This is a genomic window from Caballeronia choica, assembly GCF_001544535.1.
Lineage (GTDB): Bacteria > Pseudomonadota > Gammaproteobacteria > Burkholderiales > Burkholderiaceae > Caballeronia > Caballeronia choica.
Map to the genome: position 1 here is coordinate 1 of NZ_FCON02000172.1, position 14,808 is coordinate 14,808.

The following is a 14,808-nucleotide window of genomic DNA, read 5'->3' on the forward strand; positions in this document are numbered from 1 at the left end:
CACAGCGCGACAACCGCCGGACCTCGGGCTCGCCGTCACGTACGAATCGTGGTGCGGCGGTACGCAAACCCAAACCCTTGCCCGGCACTAAGAATCCGCGCGCATTCACGCGAGCCGATCTGGATCAGGCAATCGCGCAGGTCGCGCAGCAGTCGAAGACGCCTTCAAAACCTGGCCAGCGGTCTGCTCGCACTCGCTGAACGGTCTGACACGCCCCTGTCTGATCCCCGGGCGTCTGGTTTTCGGTCGCCCTGTGAAGTCGCATGACCTCAACCCTCTTCACCACACTCCCATCGCCATTATCGAACTCAAGAACGATCGTGCATCGCATGGCGGCTCCTGGTCTCGTCGTTAGGGAGACGATACCCCTCTCGTGCGCCGGTCTCCCAGCCTGTTTAACGGCTTCCCTCAACAGCGGCTGCGGTCCCCATCCTGACGCACCCGGTGCACCTGTGGTTCCGACCGCTGATTGCGCAACGTCTGAGCGGGGAGGGGATCGGCACGCTCGGCGCGCTGATCGACTATTGCAATGCGCGGGGCGGCAGTTGGTGGCGCTCGGTGCCGCGCATTGGCGCCTTGCGCGCGCGGACCCTGGTCGGATGGCATGAGCCGGCGACCGTGACGCGAGAATCGTCGGTCCAGGTGCATCGGGCGCTCCCTGCGCGGTTGTGGGCGCAGGGTTCGCAAGGCGCTCGACGAACGCTGCACTGCGCCAGGCGCTGACCCGGTGGAAGACGAGGAGGGCGCCCGTCAGGGTTCTGTTGCAATAAGACGGTGGGCTATGATGTGGGGGACAAGATGAACGACTGAAAGCTTGATGAAGACACTGAATCCGGCCGTGGCCCGCGTGCTCAAACGCCTGCATTACCCACTTGATGTGATCCTGACGTGCGTGCGCTGGTACGTGGCCTACCCGCTGAGCTTGCGCAATCTTGAGGAGATGATGGCCGAACGCGGGATCGCGGTCGATCATTCGACTGTGCACCGATGGGCCATCAAGCTTCTGCCGGTACTTGAAAAGACATTGCGCCGCTGCAAGCGCCCGGTCGGCAAGAGCTGGCGTGTTGACGAGACCTACGTCAAAGTCAAGGGGCAATGGAAATACCTGTACCGCGCCGTCGATAAGGCCGGCAACACCGTCGACTTTCTACTGCGAGCCAGGCGGGATAAGGAAGCGGCTCGACGGTACTTCCAGAAGGCCATCGATCAGAATGGCGCACCCGAAACCGTCACCATCGACAAGAGTGGTGCCAATCTGGCCGGGCTGCACGCGGTGAACGCCGAGCGTGAGACGCCCATCAAGATCCGCCAGGTCAAGTATCTCAACAACATCGTGGAACAAGACCATCGGGCGATCAAGCGCCGTACCCGACCCATGCTGGGATTCAAGACATTTCGATGTGCGCGCATCCTGTTGAGCGGCATCGAACTTATGCATATGATCGCCAAGGGGCAGATGCAAGGCGGCGGCATCCGACAGACTCCTGCAGAGCAGTTCTACTCGTTAGTCATATAAGTATTCCTCAGCATTCCGGTTCTTGTTCAGCTCATTTTCCTTATCGCGACAGAACCGCCTTGCGGCCCCCTTCGTCTTACTCGGGCAGTTTGCCCTGGCGGAAGAGGATATCGGTGTGCGCCAGATCCAGGAGCTTGCGAAGGGTTTGGATCTGATTGTCCTGCACGAAGTCGGTTTTTTTCCATTCTTCGCCGGACTTGTAGCTGCACTCGGTCGTTACGCTGTAGAACGTTCCCTTATCGGTGGTCCGCTCCCATACGGACACTGTGACGCCTTGATCGCGGAATTTTGCGACGGGCGGGTTCTTGCTTTCGTTTGACATGGTATTTCTCCTTTTCAAGTGGGTTCAACGTAGCTGAGTGCATAGGCGGGGACAAACCGAAAAACACCCGAAGGGGAAACAGCCAACACGGGAGCGCAGCGAATGGAGCGGGCCGAGCTTGTTGTTTGGCGGGGTGGCATCGACTTAAACGGATGCCTAGTTGAGCCGACATGAAAAGGGGAGGGGTGCCGGACGAAATTCAACCGACCTGGAGATTTTGCGATTTAAAGGCCGCTGGATGCGTTGGGGGAGAATTCAGCTAGGCCAACTGCAGAAGGACCGAACAAGGCCACAGGCGATGAAAAAACCGGGGTCTGCGGGCAGGTCTTCGATGAACCCGAAGCCATGGATCAGCGCGCGGGCCTGGCCAGAAGGGGCAAGCCGGGGAGGGGCCATTAGCCATAACTTTGTTTCATGTGAAGCAATTTCGCGCAAACCGGCGCATTGCAGGGAGATTACTGGTAATCGCTTCATTTGCCCGGACCGTCTGGGCCAGGTCGGGGAGTTTCGAGTTTCGCGGTCAGTTGTCGTCCCGCAAGTGCTGCTCGACATCCATCTGCTGATGCAGGATGCGGATCACATTGACAGTGCCGTCATGCTCGATCTTGAAGAAAAGCAGGTGCATTCCGGCAATCGCCTTCCGGTAGCCGGGGCGGATTTCTGCGGCCGAGCGGCTTATCTGAGTGCCGGCCGCGAGGCCTAGAGCGGTGTCGCGGATGGTTTCCACGTAACGCTCCGCTTGCCGGACGCCCCAGGTGTGAACGGTGTAGCGCCAGATGTCGTCGAGATCGGCCAGCGCAGCGGGGGAAAGGAGCAACCGGGTCATTCGACGCCGGACTTTTTCCGCGCGATAAAGGCGTCGAAATCAAACGGAGTTGACGGGCCGGAGCGCTCGCCTTCAATCAGCGCCGCGCGCAGGGCTTCCAGCTTGGTTTCCTGTTCTTCGAGAAGCCGCAGACCGGCGCGGACAACGTCGCTCACCGTGCCGTAGCGGCCCGCCTTCACGCTTTCATCGACAAATTCAGCAAAGTGATCGCCTAGCGAAACAGAGGTATTTCTAGCCATTTACAATCTCCTTGTCTTCAAAGTACCAAATTTTGGTACCTTTTGCCAAATAAAATGCGACAGACACGGCCCATCGCCGTTGGATTTGCCGGTCGATTTCTGAAAAGACCCTCAACTTCCCGCGTCGTAGGGCGGGGCGTCCTTCAGCCAGGCAAGCAGCTCGGGCGGCCTGCCGGTCGAAAGATCCGTGATCGACGCTTCGAAAAAATCCGGAGTAAGGTCCTCCCATAAGTAATCAGCCGGGTCGAATTGCTCGTCGAGCCTGCCATCCTCGTCCAAAAATGCGAAGACCGGGCGGTGTCCGTCCCAATACGCCGCCGCGAAATTGCCGAGATAGACCGCGGTGCCGCGCGGGACGTCGCGCAGGATCATGCCGAGCTGGGCGTAAAAGTCTTCAAAACTGAGGTTTTCCATTGTCGGCTCCGGGTTCATTCCCGCTACCGCACGAAAAATGCCGCGCCGGAGGCGCGCCGAAAAGTCGTAGAAACCCGCCGGTCGCAGGCCGCCAGAAGGGAAGGGGCCGCGCGGTTTCCCCGCGGCCCCTTCCTCCGCCTATTCTCCAGGCCGGCTCTCAAAGTAGGTCTTCATGCTGCTACCCTGTTTTTCTGAGCACATTGACGACGCGGTTCCTCCAATCCAGGCTCAAGGGGGTCAACCCGGGCGAGAATTGCCGAAAGGCTTCCAGTAGGAGCGCTGCCATTTCATCGGCGTGAACCACCTTCAGAAACCGGGGCGTGTGGAACTCAAGGATTTCGCCGTCGTACCCTTCAATGTTGATCGAATGGATTGCGTCCACCTCGAACGGCTCAATCGCGTCAACGTCATACCGGCGGCAGGCCAGCGCCTTTGTCAGGGCCTGTGCCGGTGTCTCGGCTTCGATGAGCTTTTCGCCGTACCCGTGTCGAAGTTAAACAGCACGTTATACATTTCACTCATTTTCAGACCTCCTCTGCAGCAAAGAGTGAAAGCTGTTCGGTGGCAGCAGGAAGAGGGGAAGGGTCGGGCTGCAGCGCCGGGGCGTGGTCTGGGAATTCAATGCACGCGATTTCCGTGATGACATTGACCTGCTTCCATTGGTCCTGCAACACGGTTGTGTCGATGCCACAACCGGCCTCAAACTGAAGCCCGGTATCGGCCAGAAATTTCGCGGCTTTCGGGCTGTCGGTGCGCTCGTAATACTGAGCGCCGGAATACCGGAACCCGGTCGAGGCCTGGGGCAGGATGAAAGCGCCGAAAGTGCCAAGGTGGGCGGCGATATCGACGATTTTCAGCTCGAATTCCGGGCCGGTGTAGCGTGGGGCCTTACGGTCGGTCATCAGCCGGCCGAAGGGCGGGTTGCTGATGACGGTATCGAAATCACACGGAAGGTCGCGCCAGACGTCGAAAACGTCAGCGCAGATCCACGTCGCCTCAGGCAAAAGCTTTTTCCCGATTGCCACATAAGCCGGATTGACTTCGAAGCATGTTATCTGCGGCGGGGTGTCGTGGTGCCTGAAATGGAACCAGGCGAAGGCGAGGACACCAATGCCGGCGCAGAGATCCAGGATTTTCGGCCCGCAAACCTCAAGTTTGAAGTCGTTGGCATAGTCAAGCGGCGTGAAAAACGCGCCAGCTATGCCGTTGTCGTGCTCTGCGCCTTCCTGCCAGTTCTCGAACACAAACATTTTCTCGTCGAGCGTCAGAACGTTTTTTTCCAGCAGTGTGACCGCATCGCGGTGAGCCTTTGATTGTTGTTTGGTTAGCTTGGCCATGGCCTTTCTCCTTTGTTAATACCGGTTGCGTGATGCAACCGGGACTAGGCCGGAGCGGCTATGAGCGAAAGGAATTGGGTCAGGGCGCGATGTTACGGAGGAACATTTTGGGGGGCCCGCGCAGCGGGGGGATCTAAACCGCCTTCGGCGCGCAAGCTTGACCCAAGGGCGTCGCAACGCCCACTTGCTTCCTGTTACTTTGCGAAAGCGATCGTCACCGAATGGCCGGGACCGTGGCCCGGGGAGCGCCAGCGACTAGAGCGCAGTCCGGCCATCGGCCGGATTCGCCCATATTGCGTTTGGCCTTGCTATGGGCTCAGCGGTTGGATAAGCCTGGTGCAATAAGAAAAAGGAGATTTCGGATGGCATCCACGCCGGAGGACCGTTTGACGATTACGCAGGAAGACCGGGACCGGCTTACGCCCCTGGTCGACATCTTCCTGCGCTCAAGTGCGAAGAAATCACCCGCATTTTTCGACCTGTTCGCCGCGGCGGCGGATCACATCACTGCCGGCATCCGCGAATTCCGCTACATCACGCCAGGGTTGCTCGATGGCGCCGACAGCGCGGTGACATCCGACAATCCCTCGGCGCGCGCGCGGGCAATCGTCCTGCTGGGAGCGGCGAGCTGCGCCGTCCATCCGGAACCGTCCGGGCGCGAGCTGGCCGGGCGGGCCGTCGACACGCTTTGCCGCGCGCTGGATCTCGAACCGAGCAAGCGCCTGCGCATGCTCGTCGCACACGAGCTGCGAAACCAGCAGCGGACGAAACTCCGCCCGGAAACAAGGGCGAAGATTATGGAGGTGATGCTTGGCGCGCTGGCCGACCCGAACCGTGTGCTGCGCCAGCGGGCGATGATGACGTTCCTCGATCCGGCGATCGCGACCAGAGACCTGCTCGACGCGCCGCGGGCCGCCGAAATTCTCAAAGCCCTGGATACGGCGCTTGCGCGCGAAAGCGATGGATCTCTCCAGCTGACGCTGCAGCAGGCGCGGGCGCATATTTCAACGCTCGACACGAGGCCGAACGCTCAGGACGCTTTCAAAATCTAGTCGCGGAAAGGACAAAAGAACGGCCCCGCCGAGAGGGCGGGGCCGGAAGCGCCTGCGGTCAGTATTCGCGCGGCAGCAGGATCACGTTGTCGGTGAAATAGAAGCTGATTTCATCGAGAGGAAAATCGGTGAACTCCAGGTTCTGCTTCATGACCTGGTTGGAATTGCCGTCCTCGCAGGTCACGACTGCGCTGCAATCCGCAGCGACGGCCAGCTTCCAGACCTGGAATTCCTCGGCTGTCACGGCTGGTTCCACTTGCGAGAAAGCGATCAGATCGATGAGCCAGTAGGCGCCGGCAGTGTCGGCGACGTACTTGACCCCGTCCGTGAAAAGAACCTTGCGCATCAGCGGATGCCGATACCATTGTTCGGTACCGGTGAACTGGGCCAGATCTTCTTTAGTGAGAGTTTTTGTCGTCATGGTCGAGGCTCCTTTTGTTGGTGACCCCCACAGCGGAGGCGACGGTTCCAGGGCCGGGGCCGGACGGCTGTCATACCCCCAACACGGGAGCGCAGCGAATGAGCGGGCAGGGGGTTGACCGGCAGGAAGGCTTCGGCACATAACCGCGCATCATCTCTGCTGTGGCGGCCACTGTTGAAAGGAGGCCAATGGCGCAATTGGAAAAACTCGTCGGAAAGTATCTGGGGCAACAGGACAGTGCTGAACGTTGTGCAGCCTTTGATCGTGCGACCTGACCGGATATTGCGGTGCAAGCGGAGAGCCCCCGGGCGCTCATTGCCGCCCCGGGACCCCGGCTAGAATACAAGGCCAAGGTGTGCGAAGGCTTTTGGGAGAAAATGATCCCGTTCGATGAAACTCTCCGATTGGCATAATAGTATGAACTGCACGAACCCCCGCCGAGCCCTTCCTTGAAAGGGCTTAAATCAGGCTCGATGGTTGTCGTAATGCCCGAAGGTCAGACCATCTTCTTTAAATCCCACCCGTGCTCTTTCTCAATCCGGGCAATAAACTTGTCGTATTCATCACATTCAGTAGAAGGTTTAAATCTTTTTTGATTAGTGTCGGCCTTAACTGTCGCATCTGACTTTCTGCGATTTTCGGCTTTCTCGTCGAGATAACGCTGACGATCTTTCATGCCGCCGAAGATTTCGCTGGCCAGCAGAGTGATTTTCAGCCCGGTAATCATCCCCGTAAGACGGTTCACGACGTATGACCATTCAAGAAGGCCCTCGCGCTTTGCATCGTTGAGGTAACGGGCAACCTGACGCGCCGATCGCCCCAAATGTTTGCCGATAATGCCTCTTGTGGTGCTGATTGACCGCGCCGCGACCACGCGTGTGTCTTTGTCGTCCGGGTCCCGCCGGTTGTCGTACGCCTTGCCCGCCCACCCGGCCAGCAACATCAGCATGCACCGCGTGCCGGGCATGAGACGGGCATTCTTGATGAGCGTTTGCTTGACCGGCAGGACAAAGGTGCCCTTGTCCTCGGGCCGCCTGGCAAAGCAGCGCTGCGGCCATGTGGTGGCCTCGGGCAGGATCGAAGTGAGGGCAAGGCGCTGATCGGCAGGGGAGTAATTGGCATAAAAGCCGACTGACATCCGGGCGATTTGCCCGGCGAAGGATTTGAACGTGGACATGATTTCTCCGATGAGTTGGAGAAAACCCTTTCCAGAATTCAGGCTGCAAAAAATCGCTGCAAGAATATCTTTTTCTCTTGCATCGCCCTTCGGGTGAGGCGATACTCAGATTGTCGAGACCTGAATATCACCGAATTTCGTGAAGCCCCTCCCCTGGAGGGGTTTTCCATTTGTGGCTCTCAAAAACTCCTGTTGAATTGAGCTGATCCGCGACGCACGAATCATTGAAAAATGATCTCTCATTGCACTTGCTCAGGCAATGACTTGTTTTCCCCATAATGCAACCGGACGCATATTAGAAAATCCGTAACAATGGCCCCGGCAATTGCTTGCCAGGGCCGCGGATGTCTTCATTCGAGCCTAGAAGGCGAAGGCCGACTGACCGCTTGTCTCGATAAAGCTCGACCTATCGCCGGCATCGTAGCGGCAGCGCCCGGCTTCCGACCAGTTGAGGAAACCGCCCCGGTTATAGGTGAACCAGCCGCGTTCAATGCCGATGATGATGCCCCATGCTCTGCGGAAGACATCGCGGCTTCCGCCATTGATGGGCCAGCTTTCGCGCCCGCCATCCTGTTTGCAGGCGTGCGGGGTGGAAAAGTCCAGCAGCGTTGCCGCCTGGTCGGATGGCTCCGGGCTATCCACGGCCTGCATCATCTGACGGCCTTCGGCAGGGGTGAGATGGCCATTGGTCTTGCCGTCGTGGGGAGAGTACTGGAGACCGTACCAGACAGCGTTGGCGATGTTCTCGCGTGTCGTATAGGCAGCGGTTTCAAGCAGCTCGCGCCAAAGGCCTGCCGCGACCAGGTCGACGGCGTGCCACCACAAGGCGGTGTCCGATTGCGAATGACCGTGAGGGTTCGGCGCGCCGTCAGGGCGAAGCGTGACCTCCAGAGCGGTTTCCACATCCTTGACAAAGGGATGATCGGCCAGGAGTGGATGCATCAGGCCAAGGCGGGTAAAGCCGTCGCCGGCATCAGTGATTTCGATCGGATATCGGAACAGTCGGGAAGGGAGGTTCCACGGCGCGGGCAGCGCCTTGTTATTCGGAACCTGCAGTTTCCTGTTCAGATTGAGCAGGAAGGCGTTCGGGAAAAATCCAAGCTCGATCAATTTGTCCGCGAGCTCGTCGGTCTGGACGGTGTCGGTATTGGGATCGTTCGTCATGGTGCGTACTTTCTTTGACTGAAGGTTGAGCCGGTCGGGAGAGAGGAGGCCGGGGATTGCTCCCCGGCCGCCCGGATTACTCCTTGGTTTCAGGTTCTTCCTTCGCCTTCGGCACCCGGAGGACCAGCTTGCCGTCGATCGGCAGGGCGTCGAGCTGAACGTTGATCCCTTCACCGTCTTTGTTCGCCCAGGCCGCCCCGATCTGCAGCCACCTGGCTTTTTTCTCTTTGCCTTTGGTGTACTCGATGACGGTGTAGACGTTGAAGTCGGGTTTGAAGTTGGTATCCATTTTTTAGCTCCTTCGTTGGGGTTGAGTGTTTAACGGACCATCGCCCGGCCGGCGCATAGCCGCGGAAATCAAAATCCCTAATGGGGGGACCCTCTGGGGGGAAAACCGTTGGGTTTTGATTTCCGTGGCGCGTCGGCCAGATTGACCGTGAATAAACACGACCCCTCGACAGGGCTGACCTGGATACCAAAGGATTAACCCGGTTCGTCGGTACCGCATCGGGTTCGAGAAGAGAGGAAAAGAGCAGGGGCGCGATCGGGGTTAGACCCAGGCGCTGAACTACGGCGAAGAGATCAGATCACGGCGCGACGCGCTCCAACATGGCGTCGTAGAGGTAGGCGATCGCGAAGGAAGAAAAACCGATCCCAGCCGCGGCCAGAGCCAGGACCGTCTTCCGTGGATCTCCCGCCGGCAGGCCAAAGCAGACCAGCGGCAACGCAACCCATCCGCATGTGGCGGTGAGCATCAGAAAAAAGCGCAACGGTAAGCGGAGCCAGAGCAACAGCAGGAACGCGATCCAGCCCAAGGGTCGGACCACGTCGGCAAAGCCGCCCCGCGACAACGCTTTTAAGCGCCGCGCCGTCGATCCGTCGATGGTGCCCGGAATTCCAGTTGGAATTCCATCTGGAATTCCGGCTTTGGGCTTACGGGAAAAGGGGATGACATTGCTCACGGCCACTCCTATGCAACGCGGAAGTCCTCGATGTCGCGGCCTTCGGCCAGGTACGCCCGCAACCACTCCGGCTTCCGGCCGCGTCCCGACCAGGTGTTGAACTGGTTCTTGGGATCACGGTATTTCGGTTTCTGTCCTGAGAGGGAGGAGAGGTCGATGTTGTGGGCCTGCGCCAGCTCGACAATCTGCTTCCGCGCTTCCCGGGTCTTCCTGGCTTCCCGCCGTTTCATCTCGGCGTCGATGGTGTCGCGGATCTCGCTCAGCTGCTCGTCGCTCATCGCATCAATCTTCGCAAGGTCGATCGTCCTGCCCGGCGGAACGTTGCTTGACATTCTTTGTCCTCTCGCTGATTATATGTCAAATATGAAAATTTGACGGTTGTTAGGGTCGGAAAAGGAGGCGTGTAATGCTGCTAATTCGAAGCGGTTTTGCTGCCCTGATCCTGATAACGGCCACGGGCGGGCAAGCTGGAGCCAATAGCTCCACCGATGCCTGCGGTGCAGTCATTTGTCTGGCCGGCGAAATGAACGGCCATGGGGGCGGGGCGGCCTGCTCGGGCTATATCGCTAAATATTTCTCCATCATCGACTGGCACCACGGCCACATGGATCTGGGACCGACGTCGCGCGACCGGATGATTTTCCTCAACCAATGCACGATGGAGGACCCGGCCATCAAACAAGCCGTCAACGACAAATACGGTACGCAAGCGGACGCACCATGATCCGCATTGCTCTGGTCATTGTAGCGGCCCTTTTTGGGCTTATCGCCACTCAGGCGCGCGCTGACGGTAACTTTGAGGACCTGGCTGCGCAATGCGCGCCGGAGATCCACATCAAAACCCTCGCCGCGGTCGTCCGGCAGGAATCTGTAGGCAATCCCTTCTCAATCAATATCAACGGTGCGAAGGGCCTCCCACGACAACCGCAGACCGCCGCGGAGGCCGCCGTGAGGGCGCAGGCGCTTCTCGATCGCGGGTTCAATATCGATGTCGGTCTCGGGCAGGTGAATTCAAAGAATTTCGCCATGCTCGGCGTTTCCGCCGCCCAATTGTTCTCACCTTGCGCCAATCTCCAGGCCTCCGCCCGCATCCTCTCCGACTGCTACCGCCGTGCCGTCGCCGTCTACGGCGAGGGGCAACCGGCGCTGCATGCTGCGCTGTCCTGCTACAACACGGGCTCCTTCCGCAACGGCATTGCAAACGGCTACGTCCGCAAGGTCGTGGCGAAGACCGTTCTGCCCGTGCCTGAGCTGCTTCCTCTCGAGGGAACCCAGGCGACACCCCGCGCTTCGGTTCCGACCGTCCGGTCCGCCCCGCCCCAGAGAGCTGGGGGCGAGCCGGACGTGTTTGGAAGTGCAGGTGACAGCGATGCATTCGCAGACAAGCCGGAATTGAAGCGCCTCCATTGATGTAATCAAAACTAGAGTTTTGATTGTTAAACACTGGAATTGGCGATACCATCCGTTTTGCATGCTGCGAATTCTGCTGAACCGGCTGGTAAGCTGACAGCCTTTCCGACAGAACCCACACCATGCCGAGACCAGCTCCAACAGGAATTGCGCTTCAAAACGTCGATAGCGCGTTTGAAGCCGGGCAGGCCGTCAATGTGACGATCATCCGCCGCAGTCCGAGGGCATGGATGTTCACCTTCGAAGTTGCCGACCCGGCGTCGGGCGAGCTTCAGGTGTTCACGTTGAAGACCCAGCGCGGCCAGGTCCGCCTATGGTCGGACCCCCGCAATCTCCTGCAATGGCTGGATGAACGCTACGGCGTGACGGAAGGCTCGTTCCTTCTGCAGAGTGGGGGTTCCAACCATGAAGGTGATACGTAGTGGGGCAGGTTTCGGGCTTCTGATGCTCGCAGCGGCCGCGGCGCAGGCCGCAGGCCTCGACCAGGCTGCCGGCGTGGTGAATCTCTTCAAAGCAAACCTGACGACACTCATTCCGGCGATTGCGACCGTCGCGCTGATGCTCTGTGGTTTGTTCTACGCCATGCGGATGATGCACAAGGACAGCTTCGTCCATTGGTTCATCGGGATCTTGATCGCCGGTTCGGCCGCCGAAATCACGGCCATGATCTTCGGGTGATGCCATGGACGATCTCCGGCCGTTCCCCCTGTTCAAGGGGGCAACACGGGTGCCGACGAAGCTGGGCGTTCCGACGACACCGCTCCTGGTCGCGGTCTGCATCGTGGCCATACTGGCGATGTGGGCCAGCCTGTGGTGCTGGCTGCTGCTGCTCCCGGTCCTGGCGATCATGCGGCTCATCACCAAGCACGATGACCGCGCCTTCGGGATCTGGTGGCTGTGGTTCGAGACGAAAGGCCGCAACCGCAACAAGCGGTTCTGGGGCGGCTCGAGCTACAGTCCGACCGACTACCGGGGCCGGAAATGAACTTAAGCGAAGCCCTCGCCGTCATGGAGCGGGAAGTCGGCATGCGCGAGTTCGTGCCGTACTCGCACCATGTCACACCGCATATCGTCGCGACCGACACGGCCGATTACCTGACCACCTGGAAGCTGACCGGCCGCTCGCATGAATGCGCGGATATCCGGGACGTCTTCCAATGGACGCGGGATCTCAACAACGTCCTGCGCGGGATCGGCACGGCGGACATTTCAATCTGGACGCATATCCATCGCCGCCGCGTCGTGGAATATCCGGACAGCCGGTTCGAAAACGTGTTTTGCCGGAAGCTCGACGACAAATACCGGGCGTCGTTTTCGGATTTCAACCTGATGGTCAATGACCTGTATTTCACGGTCGTCTACCGGCAGGCCTCGGACGACATTCTGGCGTTCTTCGCAAAGCGGGAAATGCTTTCGCAAAAAGAGAAGGCAGACCGGCAGCGCGAGGCCATCAAAACGCTCGAGGACATCAACCGGACCCTGGACGGCACGCTTCGCAAGCGGTACGGCGGCGAACTGCTCGGCGTCTATGACCGCGACGGCCATGCCTTTTCCTCGACCCTCGAATGGCTGGGCTTTCTCGTCAATGGCGAGCATCAGCCCCAGCCGGTCGCGCGGGGGAGGGTGTCGGACTATCTCCCCATCAACCGCCCGCTGTTCAGCAAGTGGGGCGAGGTTGGCGAGCAACGGCACACGAACCGGACGGTCAGCTTCGGGATGTTAGAGGTCAAGGACTTCGACGCATCGACCGAACCCGGCCAGCTCAATGCGCTGCTGGAAAGCGATTATGAATTCGTGCTCACGCAGAGCTTTTCCTGCCTGTCGCTGCATGCCGCGCGGGGCTTCCTGCAGCGGCACAAGCAATCGCTGCTCGATGCCGACGATGTCGGCACGACGCAGATCGCAGAGATCGACGACGCGCTCGACGGGCTGGTGTCCCGCGAATTCGTGATGGGCGAGCACCATGCGACGCTGCTGGTCTATGGCGACAGCGCGGTCCAGGTGCGCGGATATTTAAGCAAGGCCAAGGGCGTCATGCTCGATTGCGGCGTGGTGCCCGGCCAGGTCGACCTTGCCCTCGAAGCTGCATTCTGGGCGCAGCTTCCGGCGAACTGGAAATGGCGGCCGCGGCCGATGCCGGTGACGTCGCTCAATTTCCTGTGTTTGAGCCCGCTGCACAATTTCCTCTCCGGCAAGCCGACCGGCAATCCGTGGGGACCGGCCGTCACCATTCTCAAAACCCTGAGCCGGACTCCGCTCTATCTGAATTTCCATGTCTCGGGCCTGGATGAGGACGCCAACGACAAGCGGCTGCTGGGGCATACCTTCATCGGCGGGCAGTCCAGTGCCGGCAAGACGACCCTGCTCGGCTTCCTGCAGGCGCAGGCGCAGAAATTCGATCCGACAGTGGTCGTCTTCGATCTCGATCGGGGAATGGAAATCGCAATCGAAGCGATGAAGGGCAAGTACCTGGCGCTGCGGAACGGTCGGCCGTCCGGTTTCAGCCCGCTTCAGTTGGAGCCCACCCCGGCCAACATGATGTTTCTAAAGGCGCTGGTCATGCAGCTCGTGCTCAGTGCCGGCGATCCGGTGACACACAAGGATGAGCAAGGGTTCTGTTGCAATAAGACGGTGGGCTATGATGTGGGGGACAAGATGAACGACTGAAAGCTTGATGAAGACACTGAATCCGGCCGTGGCCCGCGTGCTCAAACGCCTGCATTACCCACTTGATGTGATCCTGACGTGCGTGCGCTGGTACGTGGCCTACCCGCTGAGCTTGCGCAATCTTGAGGAGATGATGGCCGAACGCGGGATCGCGGTCGATCATTCGACTGTGCACCGATGGGCCATCAAGCTTCTGCCGGTACTTGAAAAGACATTGCGCCGCTGCAAGCGCCCGGTCGGCAAGAGCTGGCGTGTTGACGAGACCTACGTCAAAGTCAAGGGGCAATGGAAATACCTGTACCGCGCCGTCGATAAGGCCGGCAACACCGTCGACTTTCTACTGCGAGCCAGGCGGGATAAGGAAGCGGCTCGACGGTACTTCTAGAAGGCCATCGATCAGAAAGGCGCACCCGAAACCGTCACCATCGACAAGAGTGGTGCCAATCTGGCCGGGCTGCACGCGGTGAACGCCGAGCGTGAGACGCCCATCAAGATCCGCCAGGTCAAGTATCTCAACAACATCGTGGAACAAGACCATCGGGCGATCAAGCGCCGTACCCGACCCATGCTGGGATTCAAGACATTTCGATGTGCGCGCATCCTGTTGAGCGGCATCGAACTTATGCATATGATCGCCAAGGGGCAGATGCAAGGCGGCGGCATCCGACAGACTCCTGCAGAGCAGTTCTACTCGTTAGTCATATAAGTATTCCTCAGCATTCCGGTTCTTGTTCAGCTCATTTTCCTTATCGCGACAGAACCACAGGCGGGCGTGTGGCAGCGCATCCACGAAACCTTGCTGGCCGAGCTGGGCGGTCGCCCCATAACGATCAGGTGTTAGAACACATTTACCCGTGTGGACATCGTGCGTTTGCGCACAGTAGGGGGCTACTTTTTAGCGACCTTTTGACCTTGATTTAACCAACGAATAAACGGTACGCTCACATGGCCCTCAGGTGACAACGAGCTGCCCAACTCAAAAAAGGCAACCGCCCGGTGCATAGGACAATCTTAACAAAACGATCTGCAACTGATCGGCGCGACGGAGGTTCGGCCGATTGCGAGGGAGCCTTGATGAATCGTTCGAACCTTCCAAGCGCGGCGACGGCACGCGCGACCATTTACGAAAGCACCTCCGCGCACATTGCGAGGTCGCAAATGAGCGCATTCACGACGGCGCTGCAGACATACACCGGCCAGCGCTTCGACAGCTATCGCGCGCTTCACGATTTCTCGGTGCGCGAATACCGCACCTTCTGGACATGCTTCGTGCAGTGGGCGCACGGGCTCGAATGGTCTGG

19 protein-coding genes and 2 pseudogenes are annotated in these 14,808 nt (G+C 59.3%); 10 read left to right on the plus strand and 11 right to left on the minus strand.

Going from position 1 to position 14,808, the window contains the following annotated elements; genetic code table 11:
* Positions 1-414: 414 nt before the first annotated feature.
* Both AWB68_RS50945 and AWB68_RS37645 read left to right on the plus strand, forming a co-directional pair.
* Positions 415-723, plus strand: a pseudogene (locus AWB68_RS50945) (phage integrase family protein); the annotation flags it as partial.
* Positions 724-817: 94 nt separating this feature from the next.
* Positions 818-1,516: an IS6 family transposase gene (locus AWB68_RS37645; RefSeq protein WP_087649302.1), complete on the plus strand. Its 699-nt coding sequence runs from the start codon at positions 818-820 to the stop codon at positions 1,514-1,516.
* Between the two features lie 76 nt (positions 1,517-1,592).
* Here the strand turns inward: AWB68_RS37645 and AWB68_RS37650 are convergent, their stop codons facing one another.
* From AWB68_RS37650 to AWB68_RS37675, 5 genes are all read right to left on the minus strand, one after another.
* Entirely contained in the window at positions 1,593-1,838 is a 246-nt protein-coding gene (locus AWB68_RS37650) for a hypothetical protein (RefSeq protein ID WP_087649303.1), read from the minus strand.
* Between the two features lie 520 nt (positions 1,839-2,358).
* Positions 2,359-2,664, minus strand: coding sequence for a type II toxin-antitoxin system RelE/ParE family toxin (locus AWB68_RS37655; protein ID WP_087649304.1), 306 nt, complete (start codon positions 2,662-2,664; stop codon positions 2,359-2,361).
* The gene (locus tag AWB68_RS37660) at positions 2,661-2,903 is read right to left on the minus strand and encodes a type II toxin-antitoxin system ParD family antitoxin (protein ID WP_087649305.1); all 243 of its coding nucleotides are present in this window, start codon (positions 2,901-2,903) and stop codon (positions 2,661-2,663) included. Before AWB68_RS37660 ends, AWB68_RS37655 begins: the two co-directional genes overlap by 4 nt.
* Positions 2,904-3,014: 111 nt before the next feature.
* Positions 3,015-3,317: a hypothetical protein gene (locus tag AWB68_RS37665; protein ID WP_087649306.1), complete on the minus strand. Its 303-nt coding sequence runs from the start codon at positions 3,315-3,317 to the stop codon at positions 3,015-3,017.
* Positions 3,318-3,841: 524 nt separating this feature from the next.
* A complete protein-coding gene (locus AWB68_RS37675) occupies positions 3,842-4,654 on the minus strand; it encodes a methyltransferase (RefSeq protein ID WP_087649308.1) in 813 nt (270 codons plus the stop codon).
* A 362-nt stretch (positions 4,655-5,016) separates the two neighbouring features.
* Here AWB68_RS37675 and AWB68_RS37680 point away from each other — a divergent pair, with 362 nt between their 5' ends.
* Complete coding sequence (locus AWB68_RS37680) at positions 5,017-5,706, plus strand: hypothetical protein (protein ID WP_087649309.1); 690 nt, start codon at positions 5,017-5,019, stop codon at positions 5,704-5,706.
* 58 nt (positions 5,707-5,764) lie between these two features.
* On the opposite strand, the gene AWB68_RS37685 is transcribed toward AWB68_RS37680, so the two are convergent.
* The 6 genes from AWB68_RS37685 to AWB68_RS37710 all read right to left on the minus strand — a co-directional run bounded on the left by AWB68_RS37685 (position 5,765) and on the right by AWB68_RS37710 (position 9,762).
* A complete protein-coding gene (locus AWB68_RS37685; protein WP_087649310.1) occupies positions 5,765-6,127 on the minus strand; it encodes a DUF6876 family protein in 363 nt (120 codons plus the stop codon).
* A 496-nt stretch (positions 6,128-6,623) separates the two neighbouring features.
* A complete protein-coding gene (locus AWB68_RS37690) occupies positions 6,624-7,304 on the minus strand; it encodes a hypothetical protein (protein ID WP_087649311.1) in 681 nt (226 codons plus the stop codon).
* 360 nt (positions 7,305-7,664) lie between these two features.
* Positions 7,665-8,468 (minus strand): hypothetical protein, encoded by an 804-nt coding sequence (locus AWB68_RS37695; RefSeq protein ID WP_087649312.1) that lies wholly within the window; start codon positions 8,466-8,468, stop codon positions 7,665-7,667.
* Positions 8,469-8,544: 76 nt separating this feature from the next.
* Positions 8,545-8,757, minus strand: coding sequence for a hypothetical protein (locus AWB68_RS37700; protein WP_087649313.1), 213 nt, complete (start codon positions 8,755-8,757; stop codon positions 8,545-8,547).
* Positions 8,758-9,055: 298 nt separating this feature from the next.
* Positions 9,056-9,430, minus strand: coding sequence for a hypothetical protein (locus tag AWB68_RS37705; protein ID WP_125483170.1), 375 nt, complete (start codon positions 9,428-9,430; stop codon positions 9,056-9,058).
* Between the two features lie 8 nt (positions 9,431-9,438).
* Entirely contained in the window at positions 9,439-9,762 is a 324-nt protein-coding gene (locus AWB68_RS37710; protein WP_087649315.1) for an H-NS histone family protein, read from the minus strand.
* Between the two features lie 74 nt (positions 9,763-9,836).
* Between AWB68_RS37710 and AWB68_RS37715 the strand changes: the two genes are divergently transcribed.
* The 7 genes and pseudogenes from AWB68_RS37715 to AWB68_RS37745 all read left to right on the plus strand — a co-directional run bounded on the left by AWB68_RS37715 (position 9,837) and on the right by AWB68_RS37745 (position 14,213).
* Entirely contained in the window at positions 9,837-10,154 is a 318-nt protein-coding gene (locus AWB68_RS37715) for a killer protein (protein WP_125483171.1), read from the plus strand.
* Positions 10,151-10,840: a lytic transglycosylase domain-containing protein gene (locus AWB68_RS37720; RefSeq protein WP_160110139.1), complete on the plus strand. Its 690-nt coding sequence runs from the start codon at positions 10,151-10,153 to the stop codon at positions 10,838-10,840. Before AWB68_RS37715 ends, AWB68_RS37720 begins: the two co-directional genes overlap by 4 nt.
* Positions 10,841-11,070: 230 nt before the next feature.
* Complete coding sequence (locus AWB68_RS37725) at positions 11,071-11,262, plus strand: hypothetical protein (RefSeq protein WP_200828900.1); 192 nt, start codon at positions 11,071-11,073, stop codon at positions 11,260-11,262.
* Complete coding sequence (locus tag AWB68_RS37730; RefSeq protein ID WP_087649317.1) at positions 11,246-11,518, plus strand: TrbC/VirB2 family protein; 273 nt, start codon at positions 11,246-11,248, stop codon at positions 11,516-11,518. Before AWB68_RS37725 ends, AWB68_RS37730 begins: the two co-directional genes overlap by 17 nt.
* Before the next feature lie 4 nt (positions 11,519-11,522).
* On the plus strand, positions 11,523-11,825 hold the full coding sequence (locus AWB68_RS37735) for a VirB3 family type IV secretion system protein (RefSeq protein ID WP_087649318.1): 303 nt from the start codon (positions 11,523-11,525) through the stop codon (positions 11,823-11,825).
* Complete coding sequence (locus tag AWB68_RS37740; protein WP_087649319.1) at positions 11,822-13,507, plus strand: VirB4 family type IV secretion/conjugal transfer ATPase; 1,686 nt, start codon at positions 11,822-11,824, stop codon at positions 13,505-13,507. The genes AWB68_RS37735 and AWB68_RS37740 overlap by 4 nt, the downstream gene beginning before the upstream one ends.
* Before the next feature lie 7 nt (positions 13,508-13,514).
* Positions 13,515-14,213, plus strand: a pseudogene (locus AWB68_RS37745) (IS6 family transposase).
* Positions 14,214-14,808: the final 595 nt, after the last annotated feature.

Coding starts and splice junctions, on each gene's coding strand:
- AWB68_RS37645 (WP_087649302.1), top strand. CDS start 818: ATGAAGACACTGAATCCGGCCGTGGCCCGCGTGCTCAAACGCCTGCAT.
- AWB68_RS37650 (WP_087649303.1), bottom strand. CDS start 1,838: ATGTCAAACGAAAGCAAGAACCCGCCCGTCGCAAAATTCCGCGATCAA.
- AWB68_RS37655 (WP_087649304.1), bottom strand. CDS start 2,664: ATGACCCGGTTGCTCCTTTCCCCCGCTGCGCTGGCCGATCTCGACGAC.
- AWB68_RS37660 (WP_087649305.1), bottom strand. CDS start 2,903: ATGGCTAGAAATACCTCTGTTTCGCTAGGCGATCACTTTGCTGAATTT.
- AWB68_RS37665 (WP_087649306.1), bottom strand. CDS start 3,317: ATGGAAAACCTCAGTTTTGAAGACTTTTACGCCCAGCTCGGCATGATC.
- AWB68_RS37675 (WP_087649308.1), bottom strand. CDS start 4,654: ATGGCCAAGCTAACCAAACAACAATCAAAGGCTCACCGCGATGCGGTC.
- AWB68_RS37680 (WP_087649309.1), top strand. CDS start 5,017: ATGGCATCCACGCCGGAGGACCGTTTGACGATTACGCAGGAAGACCGG.
- AWB68_RS37685 (WP_087649310.1), bottom strand. CDS start 6,127: ATGACGACAAAAACTCTCACTAAAGAAGATCTGGCCCAGTTCACCGGT.
- AWB68_RS37690 (WP_087649311.1), bottom strand. CDS start 7,304: ATGTCCACGTTCAAATCCTTCGCCGGGCAAATCGCCCGGATGTCAGTC.
- AWB68_RS37695 (WP_087649312.1), bottom strand. CDS start 8,468: ATGACGAACGATCCCAATACCGACACCGTCCAGACCGACGAGCTCGCG.
- AWB68_RS37700 (WP_087649313.1), bottom strand. CDS start 8,757: ATGGATACCAACTTCAAACCCGACTTCAACGTCTACACCGTCATCGAG.
- AWB68_RS37710 (WP_087649315.1), bottom strand. CDS start 9,762: ATGTCAAGCAACGTTCCGCCGGGCAGGACGATCGACCTTGCGAAGATT.
- AWB68_RS37715 (WP_125483171.1), top strand. CDS start 9,837: ATGCTGCTAATTCGAAGCGGTTTTGCTGCCCTGATCCTGATAACGGCC.
- AWB68_RS37720 (WP_160110139.1), top strand. CDS start 10,151: ATGATCCGCATTGCTCTGGTCATTGTAGCGGCCCTTTTTGGGCTTATC.
- AWB68_RS37725 (WP_200828900.1), top strand. CDS start 11,071: ATGTTCACCTTCGAAGTTGCCGACCCGGCGTCGGGCGAGCTTCAGGTG.
- AWB68_RS37730 (WP_087649317.1), top strand. CDS start 11,246: ATGAAGGTGATACGTAGTGGGGCAGGTTTCGGGCTTCTGATGCTCGCA.
- AWB68_RS37735 (WP_087649318.1), top strand. CDS start 11,523: ATGGACGATCTCCGGCCGTTCCCCCTGTTCAAGGGGGCAACACGGGTG.
- AWB68_RS37740 (WP_087649319.1), top strand. CDS start 11,822: ATGAACTTAAGCGAAGCCCTCGCCGTCATGGAGCGGGAAGTCGGCATG.